Origin of the sequence: Phenylobacterium sp. (assembly GCF_046291545.1) — a bacterium.
GTDB lineage: Bacteria > Pseudomonadota > Alphaproteobacteria > Caulobacterales > Caulobacteraceae > Phenylobacterium.
Map to the genome: position 1 here is coordinate 428,279 of NZ_JBKBSM010000002.1, position 17,733 is coordinate 446,011.

Consider the following 17,733-nt stretch of genomic DNA (forward strand, 5'->3'; position numbering starts at 1 on the left):
GTGCGGAGCTAGAACCCCGCCGCCTTGCCGTTGGGAACCCCGTCCACGATCTGGTCCAGGTATTCGCTGAGCCCATAGCCGACAAGGTCGCCGCAGCGGTACTCGGTCATGCCCTCGGTGATTCGGGTCTGCAGTTCCCGTCCGTCGGGGGTCGTTCGCCGGTTGCGCAGGGGAATCAGCGACAGGACCTTGCCCGTGACCTCGTAGGCGTGGCCCGCCTCGGTGGTCACCTTGGCCCGCAGCGCGGTCTGGTAGCCGTGCTCGTCCCAGTCGCTCTCGATCCGGCACTGCTTGATCAGGTCGTAGACCCCGTCGCGGAACACCATGCCGCCTTCGCGGGCGCCGCCTTTGCCGTCGCCGATCACCGACAGCATCATCCCGAAGTCGCGGCCGAAGTTCATCGGGCACCAGCGGTACCATTCGATCGCCTGCCAGTGGCGCGGTCCCCACGACTTGTCGCGCAGGCCGAAGCCGCTGATCTCGAACCGTTCGTCGCCGACGGTGATCACGCCCCTGGCCGCACAGTGCTGCTCGTAGTGCGCCTTCGCGAAGGACTTCTCGGGGTCGATCTCGATCGGGCCGCCGTCCGCCTTGACCGTCTCCCCGCCGTACATCGGCGAAACCCCCTCGTAGTCGAGGTCCACCGTGCAGGGGACCGAGGGGTTGTCCCGATAGGCCTTCTTCGGATCGGCCATCTCGTGCGGCCGCTCCAGCACCAGCGCCTTGCCCGAATAGCTCACCCTGAGTCGCTTGAACGGCTCGAGGACCTCCACCTTCAGGCCGCCGGCGTTCATCTCGCGATTATGCTCGATCGCGGGCCGGCCGAACATGAACGCCACCCGTCCGTCCGGCAGGTAGAGGCACACGCTGGTCTCGGCGTAGTTCTCGTTCGGCCGATTGCCGATCCGGAACCAGCCCCCCGTCTTCTTCACCGGATCGAAGACGTTGAAGTACATGCTTTCGTTGTAGTTTTTTGCATCGCCGGGATCGTGCGGAAACTCGTCGTGCGGCTCCAGGCGGGTCTTGAACCCTTCGGCGGCCTTGGCCATCGCATCACCTCCCGTCGTCTGTCTTTGCGCCCAGACTAGGTCGCTTGACGCCGGGGCCGCCAAGAGCTTGCGGCGGCAAAAAAAGAGCCCGGCCGAAGCCGGGCTGATCCAAGTCGGTGATGGTGGGGTGTCTTCGGAAGAAGACGAGGCGAGAGTCCGCTCGCATGGTTAACGCCTGATTAATCGGCTGGGGTTGCGGCGTCCCGGGCGGCGACATCGGCCAGGGCGCGGTCGCGCACCGACGTCAGGATCTCCCTGGCCAGCAGGCTTTCGGCGGGGAGGGCGCGGGCCAGGATCATCGCGCCCGCCATCCGGCAGAAGAGGTCGATCGCCTGGGCCCGGCGGTCCTCGCCCGCCGCCAGGCGCTCCTCGAGCGAGTCGAAGATTCGCTGCAGCCCGCTCTCGAACACGGCCTTCACCGCCGGCGGCTGCCGCGCCGCATCGCTCCCCAGGGCCGCGGCCGGGCAGGTGCGCCCCGGCGCCTTGCGGGCGGCCTCCGACAGATAGCCGTGGACCAACTCCTCCAGCGAGCCGGCCTTGGCGCGCTCGGCGTCCATCTGGCGAAAGGCGGCGTCGATCGCCTCGGCCGCCAGGGCGTCCTTGGAGGCGAAGTGGTTGTAGAAGCCGCCGTGGGTGAAGCCGCAGGCCTTCATCAACTCGCCCACGCCCACGCCGTCGACGCCGCGCTCGCGGAACAGCCGCGCGGCCGCCTCCACCACCTTGTCGCGGTTTTCTTGCGCCTGGACCCGGCTGATGCGCATGTCCGCCTCCTTTGCTGACGTTCATCATCAATAAGCCGTGATCGGCGCTTCGGCAACCGGTCGGCGCGTTGACCTCGGTCACATAATGATGATGCTCATCATCGAAGCGGCCGGGCGGTCCGGCCGTCAATTCGGGAGAGCCTCATGCCGCTCTGGAAAATCTACCACCCGCCCGGCGCCTTCAGCCGCGAGGACAAGGCCGGACTGAGCGCCGCGATCACGCGGCTCTATTCGCGCCTGCCGAAATTCTACGTGGGGGTGGTGTTCCACGCCGTGGAGCCCGACGACTTCTGGGTCGGCGCCGAACCGCGGGACAACTTCGTGCGCATCTGGGTGGACCACATCGCCCGGACGCTGCCGACCCCCGAGGCGCGGGCAAGGGCGGTGGCCGCCTTCGACGCGGCGCTTGCGCCCTACATCCGCGACAAGGACCTGGACTGGGAGTTCCACATCGACGAGACGCCCTTCGACCTGTGGTCCATCCAGGGCCTTCGTCCGCCGCCGCCCGACTCCGAGGCGGAGAAGCGCTGGATCGCGGACAACCGACCCAGCGCCTACGAGCCGGCCTGAGGCTCCGGTCGGGGGCGGCCGCCGCCGCCCCCGACGCCGTCAGCCGTGCCGCGCCGGGATCGGCTGGGTGTACTCGCCGCCCGCGGCGTCCGCGTCGGCGTAGGCCTTCTTGCGCGGGCCCATGTAGCCGAACAGGAACGCGGCCACCTTGCGCATCTGGATCTCCTCGGAGCCCTCGGTGATCCGGTAGCGGCGGTGGTGGCGATAGATGTGCTCGAACGGCTTGTGGCGCGAATAGCCGATGCCCCCGTGCACCTGCATCGCCCGGTCTGCGGCTTCGCAGACCAGCCGGTTCGCCCAGTAGTTGCACATCGAAACCTTGTCGGAGAGCTCCTTCTCGATCTGCTTGTGCTCCATGCGGTCCATTTCCCAAGCCGTCTTGCGGATCAGCTGGCGCAGCATCTCGCACTGGGTGTGCAGTTCCACGAGCGGCCACTGGATCGCCTGGTTGTCGGCCAGCGGCTTGCCGAAGGGCTTGCGCTGGCGGGCGTACTTCACGCTCTCCTCGACGCAGTAGACCGCCGCCCCCAGCGAGGACGCCGCCTGCCGGATCCGGTTCTGGTGAACGAAGCTCTGGCCGATGCCCAGGCCGCGGTCGACCTGGCCCCAGTAGCTGTCCTCCGGCACCCACACGTTGGTGAAGCTCACCCGCGGGTGGTCGGTGGGCATGTTGAAGGTCCAGAGCCACTCCTCGACCTTCACCCCCGGCGCGTCGGCGGGAACGATGAAGCAGGTGATGCCCAGGGCGTCCCCGTCCTCGCCGCTGGTGCGGGCGAAGACCATGCAGTGGGTCGCCACGTGCATGCCCGTCGACCACATCTTCTCGCCGTTGATCAGCCAGCCAGGCTTGCCGTCCTTGTCCTGCCGGACCGCCCTGGTCTCCATGTGCGTGGCGTCCGAACCGTGGTTCGGTTCGGTCAGCCCGAAGATCGTGCGCATCTTGCCCGACAGCAGCGCCTCGGAGTCGCGCTCGTACTGCGAGTTGGTCGCGAACTCCTTGAACATCAGGATGAACGGGTTGTTGCCGACGATCGAGTGCTCGTTCTGCAGGTCGTTGTGCAGCCCCAGCCCCTTGGCCGCCAGATGTTCACGGATCACCGCCATGGCCAGGTTCGAGCCGCCCTTGCCGCCCATCTCCTTGGGCCAGGCGAAGCGGTAGTGGCCGGCCGCGTCCGCCCGGCGGCGGGCCTCTGCCAGCAGCGCCTCCCACTCGTGCCGGGGCAGGCCGCCGCGATCCCAGTCGGTCCGGGCCCATTCGCGGCGGTGGTCGAAGAAGCGCTCGTTGTCGTCCTGCGCCTGCAGCGGCTTGATCTCAGCCTCGATGAAGGCGTCGAGCTCGGCCAAGTAGGCTTCCAGCTCCGGCGGCAGATTGAAATCCATGGCGCTTCCTCGGTCAGTCTGATTTTGATGTGTTTATGTAGTTCGCCATTTACAGGAGCACGCAAGACCTTCCACAACAAAGTAACGTGCGCTCCGGTCGCTGACGCAGGGTGAACCAAAGCAAGAAACGGGAGGATGACGCCGCGTAATGAGCAATCTGGTTGCAGAGGGACTGGCCGGGCTGGGGCCGCGCCTTGCCGGCGACGGCGCGCAGCTCGAGGGACCGACCCGCCTCTCCGGCGGCGCCAGCATGGAGACCTGGGCCTTCGCCTATGTCACACCGCAGGGCCGGCGCGAGCTGATCCTGCGCCGTCGCCCGGGGGGCGCCCCGCCGCCGGACGCGGACGGCCGCGCCAACGGCCTGGCGGTCGAGGCCGCCCTGATCCGCGCCGCCGCCGCGGCCGGGGTGCCTGCGCCGCCGGTGGTCCACGTCTGCGAGCCCGGGGACGGCCTGGGGGAGGCCTACGTCATGGGCCGGGTCGAGGGAGAGACCCTGGGCCGCAAGATCGTCGGCGACGCCCGCTTCGATGCGGTGCGTCCGAAGCTCGCCCGCCAGTGCGGCCAGATCCTGGCCCGCATCCACGCGACCCCGCCGCCGGCCGGGCTAGACCTGCGGGTGGCCGACGCCGCCGACGAGCTCGACAAGTACGAGGAGATCTACCGGTCCAGCGGTGCGCAGCGGCCGATCCTGGAGCTGGCCTTCCGACACCTGCGCGGCCGCCTCCCGCCGCCGTTGGCGCCGCGTCTGGTGCATGGGGATTTTCGCAACGGCAACCTGATGTTCGACCCTGACGCGGGGGTCGTGGCGGTGCTCGACTGGGAGCTCACCCATGTGGGCGACCCGGCCGAGGACCTGGGCTGGCTCTGCGTCAATTCCTGGCGCTTCGGCCGCGCCGATCGTCCGGTGGGCGGCTTCGGAGACTACGCCGAGCTGCTGACCGGCTACGCCGAGGCGGGCGGGCAGGGGATCGACCTGGACCGCGTGCTCTTCTGGCAGGCGCTGGGCTCCCTGAAGTGGGGCGTCATGTGCCTGATCATGTACATGAGCTTCCGCACCAACACCGAGGCGGGCGTCGAACGCGCGGTGATCGGCCGGCGCGTCAGCGAGACCGAGATCGACATCGTCAGAATCCTGGAGCGCGGCCTGTGATCACCCATCCCACCGCCGTCGAACTCGTCGACGTCGTCGCCCGCTGGATCGACTCGGTGCGTCCCAGCCTTACCGGACGCGACGCCTTCATGGCGCGGGTGGCCGCCAACGCCCTCGGCATCGTCAGCCGCGAGCTGACCTCCGGCCAGGCGCTGGAGGCGGCCGCCGTCGAACGGTTCTCCGCGCTGTTGGGCCAGGAGGGCGACTTCCAGACCCTGAACGCCGAACTGTGCCGGCGCCTGCGCGAGGGGGAGATGGACCGCGACACCCCGGGGCTTCTCGCCGCCCTGGAGGCCTGCGCCGTCGAGCAGATCGCCATCGACCAGCCGAGCTACAGGGCCGACAAAGCCTGACGCCGGCGTCACCAAGGCTTGTGCGACGCCGGGTAACGCTGTTTTCTTCGCCGCACGGCGCCGGCGGAGCTCGGCGGGACGGGCGGCGCATCCGCCCGTGACGACCGGATGCGGAGGAGATTTCATGGTTGCGACCAAGGCCCACGACAGCGCTTCGATGAACGCCATCCTGGCGCGGCAGAAAGCGGCCTTCCTGCGGGACGGCGCGCCCAGCGCCGAGGTCCGGATCGAGCGCCTGAACCGCTGCATCTCCCTGCTGGTCGACAACCGCCGCGGCATCGAGGAGGCGCTCAACGCCGACTTCGGATCCCGCTCGCGGGAGGCCACGGCCTTCACCGACATCGCCGGCTCCATCGGGCCGCTCAAGCACGCCCGCGACCACCTGCGCAAATGGATGCGGCCCGAGCGGCGCAGGACCACGCCGGCGATCCTGGGCCTCTTCGGCGCCAAGGCCGAAGTGCGTTTCCAGCCCAAGGGCGTGGTGGGGGTGATCAGCCCCTGGAACTTCCCGGTCAACCTCACCTTCGCGCCGCTCGCCGGCATCCTCGCCGCCGGCAACCGGGCGATGATCAAGCCCTCCGAGTACACCCCGGCCACCTCGGAGCTGATGGCCAGGATGTTCGCCGACGCCTTCGCCGAGGAGGAGATCGCGGTGATCACCGGGGGGCCTGAAGTCGGGCAGGCCTTCTCGGGACTGGCCTTTGACCACCTGATCTTCACCGGCGCCACGGGCGTCGCCCGCCATGTCATGCGCGCGGCCGCCGACAACCTCGTTCCGCTCACACTGGAGCTCGGCGGCAAGAGCCCGGTGGTGATCGGAAAGTCGGCCGACCTCGCCGTCGCCGCCGCGCGGATCATGAACGGCAAGACGCTCAACGCCGGCCAGATCTGCCTGGCGCCCGACTACGTGCTGGCGCCGCGCGAAAGCATCGACGGCTTCGTGGGCGAGGCGCAGAAGGCGGTCGCGCGCATGTTCCCGACCATCAAGGACAACCCCGACTACACCGCCATCGTCGCCCAGCGCCACTACGACCGGATCATGGGCTACGTCGAGGAGGCCCGCGCCAAGGGCGCCCGCGTGATCGAGATGAAGCCCGAGGGCGAGGACCTGTCCCAACAGGAGCACCGCAAGATCGCGCCCACCCTGATCCTCGATCCCACCGACGACATGAAGGTGATGCAGGAGGAGATCTTCGGCCCCGTCCTGCCGGTCAAGACCTACGGCGCCGTCGACGAAGCCATCGACTACATCAACGCCCACGACCGGCCGCTGGGCCTCTACTACTTCGGCGCGGACGCCGCCGAGCAGGAGCGGGTGCTCTCGCGCACCACCTCCGGCGGCGTCACCGTCAACGACGTGATCTTCCACGTCGCCCAGGAGGAGCTGCCCTTCGGCGGCGTGGGCCCCGCCGGGATGGGCAGCTATCACGGCCACGACGGCTTCCTGGAGTTCAGCCACAGGAAGGCGATCTTCAGCCAGATCAAGAAGGATATCGGGCCGCTGCAGCAGATGCGTCCGCCCTACGGCCCCGGCATCCGCAAGTACCTGGACGCCCAGATGAAGGGCTAGGCGCTCCGGCCCTTGCGCTGCGGGCTGTCCGGCGCGGCGATCGGCGTCCGCGGCTGGTCCAGGCCGAAGTCCCGGGGATGGACGAACTCCTGGCGGTACCACGGGGCGGTGGCCGGGTCGAAGATGCTCTTCAGCCACTCCACCACCGTGCGGATCCGCGCCGACTGGCCCACGTCGCGGTGATGGACCAGCCACAGCTTGGCGGCCGGCAACGGCGGGATGTCCAGCATCACCAGCGACGGCTCGACCGTCAGGATCGCCGTCGGCAGGGCGCCCACGCCGACCCCCTGCTTGACCGCCTGCACGACTACCGCGCTCGAATTGGTCTCCACCCGCTTCTTCGTCAGGGTCTGGAAGGCGATGGCCCGCTCGCCCCAGATCTCCTACTGATGGGTCTGGGCGACGTGGTGGATGTAGGGATGGCTCAGCACGTCCGTCGCGGTGACCGGGGAGCCGTAGAGGTCCAGATAGGCCTGCGAGGCGAACAGGGCGTAGTGCACATAGGCCAGGGTGATGCCGACCGCGTCGGCGTAGGCCGGCTCGCTGAAGGTCAGGGTCAGGTCCGCTTCGCCCTCCAGCGGCCGGTCAGGCCAAAGGCCGCAGTCGATCACCAGGTCGATAGCCGGGTTGGCCCGCAGGAAGGCGGGCATGTGCGGACTGACGAAGAAGCCAGCCAGGCCGTCGGGCGCCGCCAGCTTGACCCGGCCCTCGGGCATGCGCTCGGCGTTGGCGACCTCCAGCTCCAGCGCCTCGGCCGTCTGCTCCATGGTGCGCACGCGCTGATAGGCCATCAGCCCTGACTGGGTGAGCGTCACCCCGCGCGGCCCGCGGGTGAACAGGCTCACGTTCAGCTGGCGCTCCAGCTCGTCGATCGTGCGCGTCACCGTCGATGGATTGAGCCGCAGGGCGCGCGCCGCCGCATTGAATCCGCCTGTCTCGGCGACCGCGAAGAACACCCGCAAGTGCGACCAGTCGGCTCGGCGCCGAGGGACGTCCATCATTCAAAGCCCCAGCAAATACGCCGTCACCCTATTGCAAAGTTTGCGGGCGCCCAAGCGCGTCAAGCGATCCTAGCCCTGCCGGCATCCGGGTTCCTTCAGGAGACTTGCGATGCCAGCCATGGAACTGAAGCCGGCCTTCGGGCCGGTCGTCGGCGTCATCCGACGCGAACTTGCCGCTTTCGACCTCGATCCCGCGCGGGACCGGGACATCGCCGAAGCCCGGGCCTTCGCCGCCGGCCTGATCGGCCCCCAGATCGTCTCGGCCGAAGCCCTGCAGCGGGTGCACGAGCAGAGCGGCGCGGGCCTGTTCCTGGCGCGGGAGGAGGGGGTGCTCACCGGGGTCCTGGCCTTCGTGCTCCTGAACCGCGCCGGCCTCGCGGCCGTCTGGGCCGAGAGCTTCGAGGCCACCGATCCATCGCCCTCCCATGTCAGCCTGGCGCACGAGGACCCCGTGGCCCTCTACGGCTGGGGCGTGGCCGCCACCACCAGGGCCTCCGCCGATCGGGTGATCGAGGGGGCGCGGGCGATGTGGGCCAGCGCCGTGGCCGGACTGCCCTACTTCGCCCGGCCGACCACCCCCAAGGGCGAGCGGCTGATGCGCGAGCGGCTCAATTTCGAAGACTGCCCGGGCTCGAAGACCGGCCTCGTGTGGCTGCCGCCGGACCGGGCCCAGAGGATCGCGGCATGAACCCCGGAGATCCCATGCGTCCCAACACGCCGCCCTATTCGGTCCGCGTCGCCCGCTCCCTGGAGGATCTCATGCAGGTCCAGGCCGTGCGCACCCTGGTCTACATGGGCGACCAGGCCTGCCCCTACGAGGAGGAGTTCGACGGCAACGACTTCGCCGGCGCGACCCACCTGCTGCTCACCTGCGGCCGCGAGCCCGTCGGCGTCGTTCGCCTGCGCTGGTTCGGCGAGTTCGCCAAGATGGAGCGCCTGGCGGTGCGCAGGGAGCATCGCGGCGGCCCCGGCCTCCTGATGCTCAGCCGCGCGGCCTTCGACCTCGCCGCGCGCAAGGGCTACCGCAGGCTGATGGGCCACGCCCAGGTCCGCGGCGAGGCCTTCTGGAAGCGCTACTTCAACGGTCGGCCCCGGGCGGGCCGGCCCCGGTTCAACTTCTCCCAGTACGACTACGTGGAGATGGAGTTCGACCTCGCGCCGCGGGCCGACGCCATCGGCCTGGACACCGATCCGTTCGTGCTCCTGCGCCCGGAGGGCGACTGGGATCGGCCCGGCGTCCTCGACTATGCGGCCGGCGAGCCGCGCCAGCGGGACCTGGCGGCATGAGCGGGCGCCCTGTCTCCCTCCTCGGCGCGCGGCCGCGGCTCCTGCTGTGCCTCGATCTGCTGACGCCGCCGTCGGCCTCGGACGTCGAGGCCGTCAGCCCCGTCTTCGTCGCCAACTGCCGTCGCGTGCTGGACCATGCCCGCGGCGCCGGCTGGCCGGTGGTCCACGTCCATGCGGCGGCCAGCTTTGGCGCCGGTGCGCGCGCCATCGACGGGCTGGAGCTGCTGCCCAGCGAGCCGCTGTATCACCGGCTCGGCGTCTCGGCCTTCTCGTCGCCTGAGTTTCGCGGCCTGGTGCGGGCCAATCCCCAGGCCGAGCTGATCATCGTGGGCGCGTCCCTCGATTCCACCTGCCTGGCCACCGCGCTGGCCGCCTTCGACCGCGGGATGGCCGCGGCCCTGGTCAGCGATGCGGTCTCCGTCAGCCCCAAGGAACGGGAAGGGCTGGATGGGCTGGAGCAGATCGTGCGTGCGCTCGCCGCGCCCTTCGTGAGGTTCGTCAGCACCGACGTCCTGGTCGGGCGTGCTCGTAAATTCGCCGTGATCGACGGGGGAGGGGCGCCGAAAGCGCGCGTAGCGCCCTAGTTTGCGCAACAGCCCCCTCGCGCTTCCGTAATGCCCAAAGCTTGGCTAGGGTCGCGCTCGCGGGGCGAGCCCAGTTCGAATGCGAGATGTGACACCATGGCCGACAACGATCGCAGCGATCCCATCGATGTGGCTGTCGGCTCGAGGATTCGCGTCCGCCGCCAGGCGCTGAAGATCAGCCAGTCCGCCCTGGCGGAAGCCCTGGGTCTCAGCTTCCAGCAGATTCAGAAGTACGAACGCGGCGCCAACCGCGTGTCGGCCTCGATGCTGGTCAAGATCGCCCGCAAGCTCGAATGCTCGGCCGCCGCTCTGCTCGGCGAGACCGAGGGCCACGCCGGCGACGAGGAATTCCTGCAACTGCTGTCGACGCCCGGCGCCGTCGACCTGCTCGCCGCCTTCAGCCGGATCTCCGACGCGGCCACCCGGTCGGCGGTCATCAGCGTGGCCCGCGGCCTTGCGACCAACGGGACCCGCTGCACCGCCTGAGCGGGTCTAGGCCGACTTGGCGCGCCCCGCACGGCGCGGCGCGGCCTCCGTGCTCTTGCGGCCGAGGCCCAGGGACTTGGCCATCGCCGACCTGGCTTCGCTGTAGCTGGACGCGACCATCGGATAGTCCCGCGGCAGGCCCCACTTCTGGCGATATTCTTCCGGCGTAAGGCCGCGGGTCGACAGGTGCCGCTTCAGGGTGCGGTAGGGCTTGCCGTCTTCAAAGCTGATCAGTGCATCCGGCGTGATCGACTTGCGGATCTGCGCAGAGGTCAGTTTCGGCGCCGCCTGCTCTTCTTGAACCTCGGCCTGCGGCGCAGTCTCGACCGCGCTGACGTTCATCAGGCTGGACGCGATCTGCTGGATCACGTGCGGAATCTCGGCCGCGGCCACGTGGGTGTTCGAGAAGTACGCCGCTGCGACGTCGGCGACGAGTTCGCGCAGGCGATCGTTGTCTTCAGACATAATCATACCTCTGAAATTCCGATGACTTAGCGCCTGCGATAGGCGCAGAACTCCACGGCCGCAAGGACAAGGCGCGGGAACGATAAAAGAAAGCATCTTGAGGTTGTTCGTTCCGAAGATGTGCGCGCTGTGGTGCGTCGAAAGTTATTGGCCTTCACGCCCTTCTGGTGGCGATTCACACAAATTTTGCCTTGCCGAGCTCGGGAGGGCCGACTCGATTGCCGGTTCAGGCCGGCGCGACTAGCGTCGCAGCCTTTGGCGGCCTGCGCCGACATGGAGAGTCTGAATGCACCGGATCGTCGCCGTCGTCTTGGCCCTCGCCGCCCTGGTCGCCGGGCCCGCCAGGGGCGCGGAGGCCGGCGAGGCCCAGCGCTGGGCCCGCCGCGCCGAGGCGGTGACGATCACCCGCGACGACTGGGGGATCGCCCACGTGCGCGGCGCGACTGACGCGGACGCGGTCTTCGGCGCCATCTACGCCCAGGCCGAGGACGACTTCGCCCGCATCGAAGCCAACTATCTCTTCGCCCTGGGCCGCCAGGCGGAAGCCGAGGGGGAAAAGGCGATCTGGGCCGACCTTCGCATGAAGCTGTTCGTCGACCCCGCCGATCTGAAGGCGCGATATGCGGCGAGTCCGGACTGGCTGAAGGCGCTGATGGACGCCTGGGCCGACGGCCTGAACCACTTCCTGGCCACCCATCCGCAGGTGAAGCCCCGCGTCATCACGCGCTTCGAGCCCTGGATGGCCCTCAGCTTCACCGAAGGCAGCATCGGCGGCGATATCGAGCGGGTGTCCGTGTCTGAGCTCGAGGCGTTCTACGGCGGGCGGACGGTGGCGCTCACCGAGGACGAGACCGGCGCGCGCTTCCGCGAGCCCACAGGGTCGAACGGGATCGCCATTGCGCCGTCCAACACCCGCGACGGCCACGCCCTGCTCCTGATCAATCCCCACACCTCGTTCTTCTTCCGCTCCGAGCTGCAGATGACGAGCGGGGAGGGGCTGAACGCCTATGGCGCCTCCACCTGGGGCCAGTTCTTCATCTACCAGGGCTTCAACGACTCCGCGGGGTGGATGCACACGTCCAGCGGCGTCGACGTCATCGACGAGTTCGCCGAGACCATCGTCGAAAAGGACGGCGGGCTCTTCTACCGCTACGGCCAGGAACTGCGGCCGGTGCAGGTGCGCACCGTCGTCGTGCCCTACAGGACCGCCGATGGGGCCATGGCCGAGCGGCGCTTCACCGTCTACCGCACCCATCACGGCCCGATCGTGCGGGAAGCCGACGGCAAGTGGATCAGCGTGGCCCTGATGTTCAAGCCGGTGGAGGCGCTCAGCCAGTCCTTCCTGCGCACCAAGGCCAAGGACCTCGCCGGCTTCCTCGAGGTCGCCGCCCTGAGGGCCAACTCGTCGAACAACACCCTGTTCGCCGACGCCAAGGGCGAGATCGCCTATCTGCATCCCCAGTTCATTCCCCGCCGGGACGACCGGTTCGACTACACGCGCCCGGTGGACGGGGCCGATCCGGCCACCGACTGGCAGGGCCTGCACGAGCTGGACGAGGCGCCGCGGGCCGTCTCGCCGCCGAACGGCTGGGTGGTGAACACCAACGACTGGCCATATTCCGCCGCCGGGCCTTACAGCCCCAAGAGGGCCGACTTCCCCCGCTACATGGACACGGCCGGGGAGAATCCCCGCGGCGTCCACGCCGAGATGCTCCTGCGCGAGCGCAGGGACTTCACCCTCGATGGCCTGCTGGCCGCCGCCTACGATCCGTTCCTGCCCGCCTTCGACCGCCTGCTTCCGACCCTTTCGGCGGCCTATCGGGCCTTGCCCGCCGATGACCCGCAGAAGGACCGGCTCGCCGCCCCCGTGGCCCTGCTCGAGGGCTGGGACCGGCGCTGGGCCCTCGATTCGGCGCCGACCTCCCTCGCCGTCTTCTGGGGCGAGGCGCTCTGGGCCAAGGCCGGCCCCGCCGCGAAGCGGGCCGGGATCTCGGCCTGGGACTACATGGCCGAACGGTCGACGCCGCAAGACCGGCTCGCCGCTCTGGACGCCGCGGTCGCCCGGCTGCAGCAGGACTTCGGCGACTGGCGCGTGCCCTGGGGCGAGATCAACCGTTTCCAGCGCAACGACGGGGCGATCGTCCAGACCTTCGACGACGCCAGGCCCAGCATCCCCGTGCCGTTCACCTCCGCTCAGTGGGGTTCGCTCGCCTCCTTCGGGGCCCGCCGCTACGAGGGCGCCAAGCGCTACTACGGGACCTCCGGCAACAGCTTCGTCGCCGTGGTGGAGTTCGGCCCCAGGGTGCGCGCCCGCGCGGTCAGCGCCGGCGGCGAGAGCGGCGATCCGGCGTCGCCGCACTTCAACGACCAGGCCCAGCGCTACGCCGACGGCGACCTGCGGCCGGTCTACTTCCATCCGGACGACCTGAAAGGCCATGTCGAACGGGTCTACAGGCCCGGCGCCTGACCGGTCCGGCGCGGCTTTGACGCCGCCGGTCCCGCCGCGTAGAGGTTGCGCCCAGGCGCCGGGCCGCCCGCGGGTTGGTGGACCCGGCCCTGCGCCCTCGCGTCGCGTTCAGTCTTCGGAGTTCGCACCGGTGCAGGCCGAAAGTCCGTCCGTTCCTTCGGGCCGCGCCGAGGGCGCCGCGTCCGCGGCGGGCGAGCCCCTGGTCGTCGACATGGACGGCACGCTGACCCGCGTCGATACGCTCTACGAGCTTTTCGCCGCCGCCCTGTTCAAGCGGCCCCTGGCGGCCATCGCCAGCCTGCGGGTTCTGTTCACCGGCGGAATCGCGCCGTTCAAGCGGGCGGTCGGCGAACTCGGCGAGATCGATGTCGAGACTCTGCCTCTGCGCGAGGACCTCGTCGCCCACCTCGTCGCCGAAAAGGCCAACGGCCGCAGCCTGCACCTGGCCACCGCGGCCGACCGCGCCATCGCCGAGGGCGTGGCCGCCCGCGTCGGCGTGTTCGATTCGGTTCAGGCCAGCGACGGCGCGCGAAACCTGAAGGGGCCCAGAAAGGCTGAGCGCCTGGCCGAACTGTTCCCGGACGGCTTCGCCTACGCCGGCGATCACACCGCCGACCTGCCGGTGTGGCGCGCGGCCAAGGCGGCCATCGTCGTGGCGTCCAACGGGCTCGAGCGCCAGGTGGCTCAGACCACGCCGGTCGAGCGCATCTTCCCCGGGCGCGGCGGCGACTGGCGCGCCTGGGCCAAGGCCGCCCGCCCGCACCAGTGGGCCAAGAACCTCCTGGTCTGGGCGCCGATCGCCCTGGGCTGGCCCCAGCTCACCGGCGCCGGCCTGGCGCAGGCGCTCGCCGCAACCGCGCTCCTGTGCCTGCTCGCGTCCTTGACCTATGTGATCAACGACGTGGCCGACGTCGGCGCCGATCGGCGCCATCCGACCAAGCGCGCCCGCCCCTTCGCCTCGGGGGCCCTGCCGGTGCGGGACGGCCTCGTCGTCGGCGGCCTGGGCATACCGCTGGCCCTGGCGGCCGGCTGGGCGATCTCTCCCGCCGTCGCCGCCTGCCTGGCCGCCTACACGATCACCACGCTCGCCTATTCAATCGGCCTCAAGCGCGCGCCGCTGCTCGACGTCTTCCTGATCGGCGTCCTGTTCAGCCTGCGCGTGGCCCTGGGCGTCGCCGCCGCCGGCCTGGAGTGGTCGGCCTGGCTGATGACCTTCTCGATCTTCTTCTTCTTCTCCCTGGCGCTGGCCAAGCGGCACACCGAACTCGTCCGCGCCGTCGCGGCGGGGATGAGCGAGATCCCCGGCCGCGGCTACCGTCCCCACGACAAGGACATCACCCTGGTGTTCGGCGTCTCCTCGATGATGGCGGCCGTGGTGCTGGTGGTGCTCTATCTGGTCGAGGAGGTGTTCCCCCTCGGCGCCTACGCCGAGCCGCGCTGGCTGTGGGGCGCGCCGGCCGTGATGTTCCTCTGGGCCTCGCGCATCTGGCTGCTCGCCAACCGCGGCGAAATGAACGACGATCCGGTGGTTTTCGCCCTGAAGGACCGGGTCAGCCTGTCTCTGGGCGGCCTGTTGCTCGCAACCTTCCTGCTGGCCCTGGTCTGAGCGTGTTTCAGTCGCAGAGCGCAACGCCGTCATGGGGCCGGGTGGTCCGCGCGCCGAGCGAGGTCGCGCGCCCGCGCTGGGCTGACGAGCTCGCCGCCGCCATTGCCCTTGCGCCCTTGGCGCCGAACGGCGGCCTGGCCGCCGGGCTCGGCCGCTCCTACGGCGACAGCGGCCTCAATCCGGGCGGCCGCGTGATCGCCATGGCGGGGCTCGACCGCATCCACGCCTTTGATCCGCAGGCCGGTCTCCTGCGCGCCGACGCGGGCTTCAGCCTGGACGCCGCGATCCGCCTGGCCCTGCCGCACGGTCTGTTCCCGCCGGTCGTGCCGGGCACCAAGTTCGTCACCCTCGGGGGCGCGGTGGCCAACGACGTCCACGGCAAGAACCATCACCTGGCCGGCGCCTTCGGCCGCCACGTGACCCGCCTTCGTCTGCGGCGCACCGACGGCGCGGTCCATGACCTCGGCCCCGGCGATCCCCTGTTCGCGGCCACCGTCGGCGGCCTGGGCCTGACCGGCGTCATCGAGTGGGTGGAACTGCGGCTGTCGCGGGTCGCCGGCGGCCTCCTCGACAACGAGGACATCCCGTTCGGGTCTCTCGGCGACTTCTTCGCCCTGGCCGCCGAGAGCGAGGCGACCCACGCGCACACCGTGGCCTGGGTCGACTGCACGGGCCGGGGCAGGGGGCTGGGCCGCGGAATCTTCTCGCGCGCCGGCTGGTCGGACGATCCGGACCGCACGCTCCATGCGGCGCCTCGCCTGTCGCTGCCGCTCGACGCGCCGTCGTTCGCCCTCAATCCCCTGACCCTGAAGGCGTTCAACACGGCTTTCTACGCCACCGGGCGCATGCGCGCCGGCCGTCGGCGCGCGCACTACGAGCAGGTCTTCTTTCCCCTGGACGCCATTGGCGGCTGGAACCGCCTGTACGGCCCCCGCGGCTTCTATCAGCACCAGTGCGTCATCCCCGAGCCGACCGGGCGGGACGCCGTCGCCGCCCTGCTGGAGGCCATTTCCCGCAGCGGCCAGGGCTCCTTCCTCGCGGTGCTGAAGACCATGGGCGATCAGCCGTCGCCCGGCCTGATGTCCTTCCCGATGAAGGGCGTCACCCTGGCGCTCGACTTCCCCAATCGCGGCGGCGACACCCTGCGGCTCCTCGAGCGGCTTGACGCCATCGTCGTCGAGGCCGGCGGGCGGCTCTATCCGGCCAAGGACGGCCGCATGAGCCCCGCCGTCTTCGCCGCCGGCTATCCCGCTCTCGACACCTTCCTTCCCCATCTCGACCCGGGCCTGTCGTCCGGCTTCTGGAGGCGCGTGCGCCCATGACATCGGCTTCGACGCGCGGCGTCGTCATCCTGGGGGCCGCCTCGGCCATGGCCGAGGCCACGGCCCGGCTCTATGCGGCGCAGGGCGCGCGCCTGATGCTCGTCGGCCGCAACGCCGAGCGGCTGGGCGTGCTCGCCGCCGACCTGTCCGCCCGGGGCGCCAGCGCCGTCGAGGTCGAGGCTCTCGATCTCGCCCATCCGGCGGACGCCCGCGCCCAGCTCGCCGACATGGCCCGGCGGATCGGCGGCGCCGACGACGTCCTGGTCTTCTACGGCGTCCTGGCCGACCAGGCGCGGGCCGAGACCGACCTCGCCTACGCCCGCCAGACGCTGCAGGCGAACTTCGCCAGCGCCGCCGAATGGTGCCTGGCCGCCGCCGACCTCCTGCAGGCCCAGGGCCGCGGCGCCCTGGTGGTGGTCGGCTCGGTGGCGGGGGACCGCGGACGCCAGTCCAACTATGTCTACGGCGCAGCCAAGGCCGGGCTCGGCGTCCTCGTCCAGGGGATCGCCCATCGCCTGGCGCTGCGCGGCGGCGGCGCGCGGGCCGTGCTGGTCAAGCCCGGCTTCGTCGACACGCCGATGACGGCCCACCTGCCCAAGGGCGGCCCCCTTTGGGCCAAGCCGGAGGCGATCGCCAAGGTCGTCCGCCGCGCCGCCGACCGGGGCGGGGCGGTGGTCTACGCCCCCTGGTTCTGGCGCTTCATCCTGCTGATCATCCGGCTCGTCCCCGAGCCGGTCTTCCACAAGAGCAAGCTGTGAAGACCATCGTCGTCACCGGCGCCGCCGGCCTCGTCGGCCAGAACCTGATCCCGCGGCTGAAGGCGCGCGGTCATCGTGTCGTGGCCATCGACAAGCATCCGACCAACACCGCGCGCCTCGCCGAACTGCATCCCGACATCACCGTCGTCGAGGCCGACCTCGCCGAGCCGGGGCCGTGGATGGACCGCTTCGCGGGCGCCGACGCCGTGGTGATCAACCACGCCCAGATCGGCGGCCTCGTCCAGGCCGAGTTCGAGCGCAACAACGTCACCGCCACCTCGCGCATCCTCGAGGCGCTGGAGGCGCACGCCGTTCCCTACGCCGTCCACATCTCCTCGTCGGTGGTGAACTCGGAGGCCGAGGACTTCTACGTCGACACCAAGACCCGCCAGGAGCGCATGGTCGACGGGCTCTCCACGCCGCACGTGGTCCTGCGTCCGACGCTGATGTTCGGCTGGTTCGACCGCAAGCACCTGGGCTGGCTGCGCCGGTTCATGGACCGCTCGCCCGTCTTCCCGATCCCCGGCGACGGCCGCTACGCCCGACAGCCGCTCTACGCCGGCGACTTTGCGGCCATCGTCGCCTCGGCCCTGGAAAGCGGGATCACCGGGACCTACGACATCTCCGGCCGCACGGTGGTCGACTACGTGGACATCATCCGCGCCATCAAGCGGATCACCGGGGCCAGGGCGCGGATCGTCCACATCCCGTTCGGGCTCTTCTGGGGGCTGCTGTGGCTCTACGCCCGGTTCGACCGCAACCCGCCCTTCACCGTGCACCAGCTCGAGGCGCTGGTGATCCCCGAGACGTTCCCGATCATCGATTGGCCGCAGATCTTCGGCGTTGCGGAGACGCCGCTGCTTCAAGCCCTGGAAGAAACGTTCCAGGATGCCCGCTACAGTCACATCGTCCTGGATTTCTAGT

17 protein-coding genes and 1 pseudogene are annotated in these 17,733 nt (G+C 69.9%); 13 read left to right on the forward strand and 5 right to left on the reverse strand.

The window, feature by feature from the left end; all coding sequences use genetic code 11:
• Positions 1-8: 8 nt before the first annotated feature.
• The gene (locus tag ACK4YQ_RS08595) at positions 9-1,049 is read right to left on the reverse strand and encodes a hypothetical protein (RefSeq protein ID WP_409610338.1); all 1,041 of its coding nucleotides are present in this window, start codon (positions 1,047-1,049) and stop codon (positions 9-11) included.
• A 179-nt stretch (positions 1,050-1,228) separates the two neighbouring features.
• A complete protein-coding gene (locus tag ACK4YQ_RS08600; protein ID WP_409610340.1) occupies positions 1,229-1,810 on the reverse strand; it encodes a TetR/AcrR family transcriptional regulator in 582 nt (193 codons plus the stop codon).
• 144 nt (positions 1,811-1,954) lie between these two features.
• On the opposite strand from ACK4YQ_RS08600, the gene ACK4YQ_RS08605 reads away from it, so the two are divergent.
• Positions 1,955-2,380 (forward strand): tautomerase family protein, encoded by a 426-nt coding sequence (locus tag ACK4YQ_RS08605; protein ID WP_409610342.1) that lies wholly within the window; start codon positions 1,955-1,957, stop codon positions 2,378-2,380.
• 39 nt (positions 2,381-2,419) lie between these two features.
• On the opposite strand, the gene ACK4YQ_RS08610 is transcribed toward ACK4YQ_RS08605, so the two are convergent.
• Positions 2,420-3,760: an acyl-CoA dehydrogenase family protein gene (locus ACK4YQ_RS08610; protein WP_409610344.1), complete on the reverse strand. Its 1,341-nt coding sequence runs from the start codon at positions 3,758-3,760 to the stop codon at positions 2,420-2,422.
• A 148-nt stretch (positions 3,761-3,908) separates the two neighbouring features.
• Here ACK4YQ_RS08610 and ACK4YQ_RS08615 point away from each other — a divergent pair, with 148 nt between their 5' ends.
• The 3 genes from ACK4YQ_RS08615 to ACK4YQ_RS08625 all read left to right on the forward strand — a co-directional run bounded on the left by ACK4YQ_RS08615 (position 3,909) and on the right by ACK4YQ_RS08625 (position 6,833).
• The gene (locus tag ACK4YQ_RS08615) at positions 3,909-4,910 is read left to right on the forward strand and encodes a phosphotransferase family protein (RefSeq protein WP_409610346.1); all 1,002 of its coding nucleotides are present in this window, start codon (positions 3,909-3,911) and stop codon (positions 4,908-4,910) included.
• Positions 4,907-5,263 carry a DUF6285 domain-containing protein gene (locus tag ACK4YQ_RS08620; protein WP_409610348.1) on the forward strand — a complete coding sequence of 119 codons (357 nt, stop codon included), beginning with the start codon at positions 4,907-4,909 and terminating at the stop codon, positions 5,261-5,263. The genes ACK4YQ_RS08615 and ACK4YQ_RS08620 overlap by 4 nt, the downstream gene beginning before the upstream one ends.
• A gap of 124 nt (positions 5,264-5,387) precedes the next feature.
• Positions 5,388-6,833 (forward strand): coniferyl aldehyde dehydrogenase, encoded by a 1,446-nt coding sequence (locus ACK4YQ_RS08625; RefSeq protein ID WP_409610350.1) that lies wholly within the window; start codon positions 5,388-5,390, stop codon positions 6,831-6,833.
• Here ACK4YQ_RS08625 and ACK4YQ_RS08630 read toward each other — a convergent pair.
• Positions 6,830-7,834 (reverse strand): annotated as a pseudogene (locus ACK4YQ_RS08630) (LysR family transcriptional regulator). The gene ACK4YQ_RS08625 and the pseudogene ACK4YQ_RS08630 sit on opposite strands and share 4 nt — an antisense overlap.
• 109 nt (positions 7,835-7,943) lie before the next feature.
• Here ACK4YQ_RS08630 and ACK4YQ_RS08635 point away from each other — a divergent pair.
• The 4 genes from ACK4YQ_RS08635 (at position 7,944) to ACK4YQ_RS08650 (ending at position 10,191) form a co-directional block, all read left to right on the forward strand.
• Positions 7,944-8,522 carry a hypothetical protein gene (locus tag ACK4YQ_RS08635; RefSeq protein WP_409610352.1) on the forward strand — a complete coding sequence of 193 codons (579 nt, stop codon included), beginning with the start codon at positions 7,944-7,946 and terminating at the stop codon, positions 8,520-8,522.
• Positions 8,519-9,121, forward strand: a complete 603-nt coding sequence (locus ACK4YQ_RS08640) for a GNAT family N-acetyltransferase (RefSeq protein ID WP_409610354.1) — start codon at positions 8,519-8,521, stop codon at positions 9,119-9,121. The genes ACK4YQ_RS08635 and ACK4YQ_RS08640 overlap by 4 nt, the downstream gene beginning before the upstream one ends.
• Entirely contained in the window at positions 9,118-9,705 is a 588-nt protein-coding gene (locus ACK4YQ_RS08645) for an isochorismatase family protein (protein WP_409610356.1), read from the forward strand. The genes ACK4YQ_RS08640 and ACK4YQ_RS08645 overlap by 4 nt, the downstream gene beginning before the upstream one ends.
• A gap of 96 nt (positions 9,706-9,801) precedes the next feature.
• Entirely contained in the window at positions 9,802-10,191 is a 390-nt protein-coding gene (locus ACK4YQ_RS08650; protein ID WP_409610358.1) for a helix-turn-helix domain-containing protein, read from the forward strand.
• A 6-nt stretch (positions 10,192-10,197) separates the two neighbouring features.
• Here the strand turns inward: ACK4YQ_RS08650 and ACK4YQ_RS08655 are convergent, their stop codons facing one another.
• Complete coding sequence (locus ACK4YQ_RS08655) at positions 10,198-10,656, reverse strand: MucR family transcriptional regulator (RefSeq protein ID WP_409610360.1); 459 nt, start codon at positions 10,654-10,656, stop codon at positions 10,198-10,200.
• Positions 10,657-10,942: 286 nt separating this feature from the next.
• Here ACK4YQ_RS08655 and ACK4YQ_RS08660 point away from each other — a divergent pair, with 286 nt between their 5' ends.
• The 5 genes from ACK4YQ_RS08660 (at position 10,943) to ACK4YQ_RS08680 (ending at position 17,732) form a co-directional block, all read left to right on the forward strand.
• Positions 10,943-13,123 carry a penicillin acylase family protein gene (locus tag ACK4YQ_RS08660; protein ID WP_409610362.1) on the forward strand — a complete coding sequence of 727 codons (2,181 nt, stop codon included), beginning with the start codon at positions 10,943-10,945 and terminating at the stop codon, positions 13,121-13,123.
• A gap of 130 nt (positions 13,124-13,253) precedes the next feature.
• Positions 13,254-14,729 (forward strand): UbiA family prenyltransferase, encoded by a 1,476-nt coding sequence (locus tag ACK4YQ_RS08665; RefSeq protein ID WP_409610364.1) that lies wholly within the window; start codon positions 13,254-13,256, stop codon positions 14,727-14,729.
• 2 nt (positions 14,730-14,731) lie between these two features.
• Positions 14,732-16,051 (forward strand): FAD-dependent oxidoreductase, encoded by a 1,320-nt coding sequence (locus ACK4YQ_RS08670; protein WP_409610366.1) that lies wholly within the window; start codon positions 14,732-14,734, stop codon positions 16,049-16,051.
• The gene (locus ACK4YQ_RS08675; protein ID WP_409610368.1) at positions 16,048-16,809 is read left to right on the forward strand and encodes an SDR family NAD(P)-dependent oxidoreductase; all 762 of its coding nucleotides are present in this window, start codon (positions 16,048-16,050) and stop codon (positions 16,807-16,809) included. The genes ACK4YQ_RS08670 and ACK4YQ_RS08675 overlap by 4 nt, the downstream gene beginning before the upstream one ends.
• Complete coding sequence (locus tag ACK4YQ_RS08680; protein WP_409610370.1) at positions 16,806-17,732, forward strand: NAD-dependent epimerase/dehydratase family protein; 927 nt, start codon at positions 16,806-16,808, stop codon at positions 17,730-17,732. Before ACK4YQ_RS08675 ends, ACK4YQ_RS08680 begins: the two co-directional genes overlap by 4 nt.
• Position 17,733: the final 1 nt, after the last annotated feature.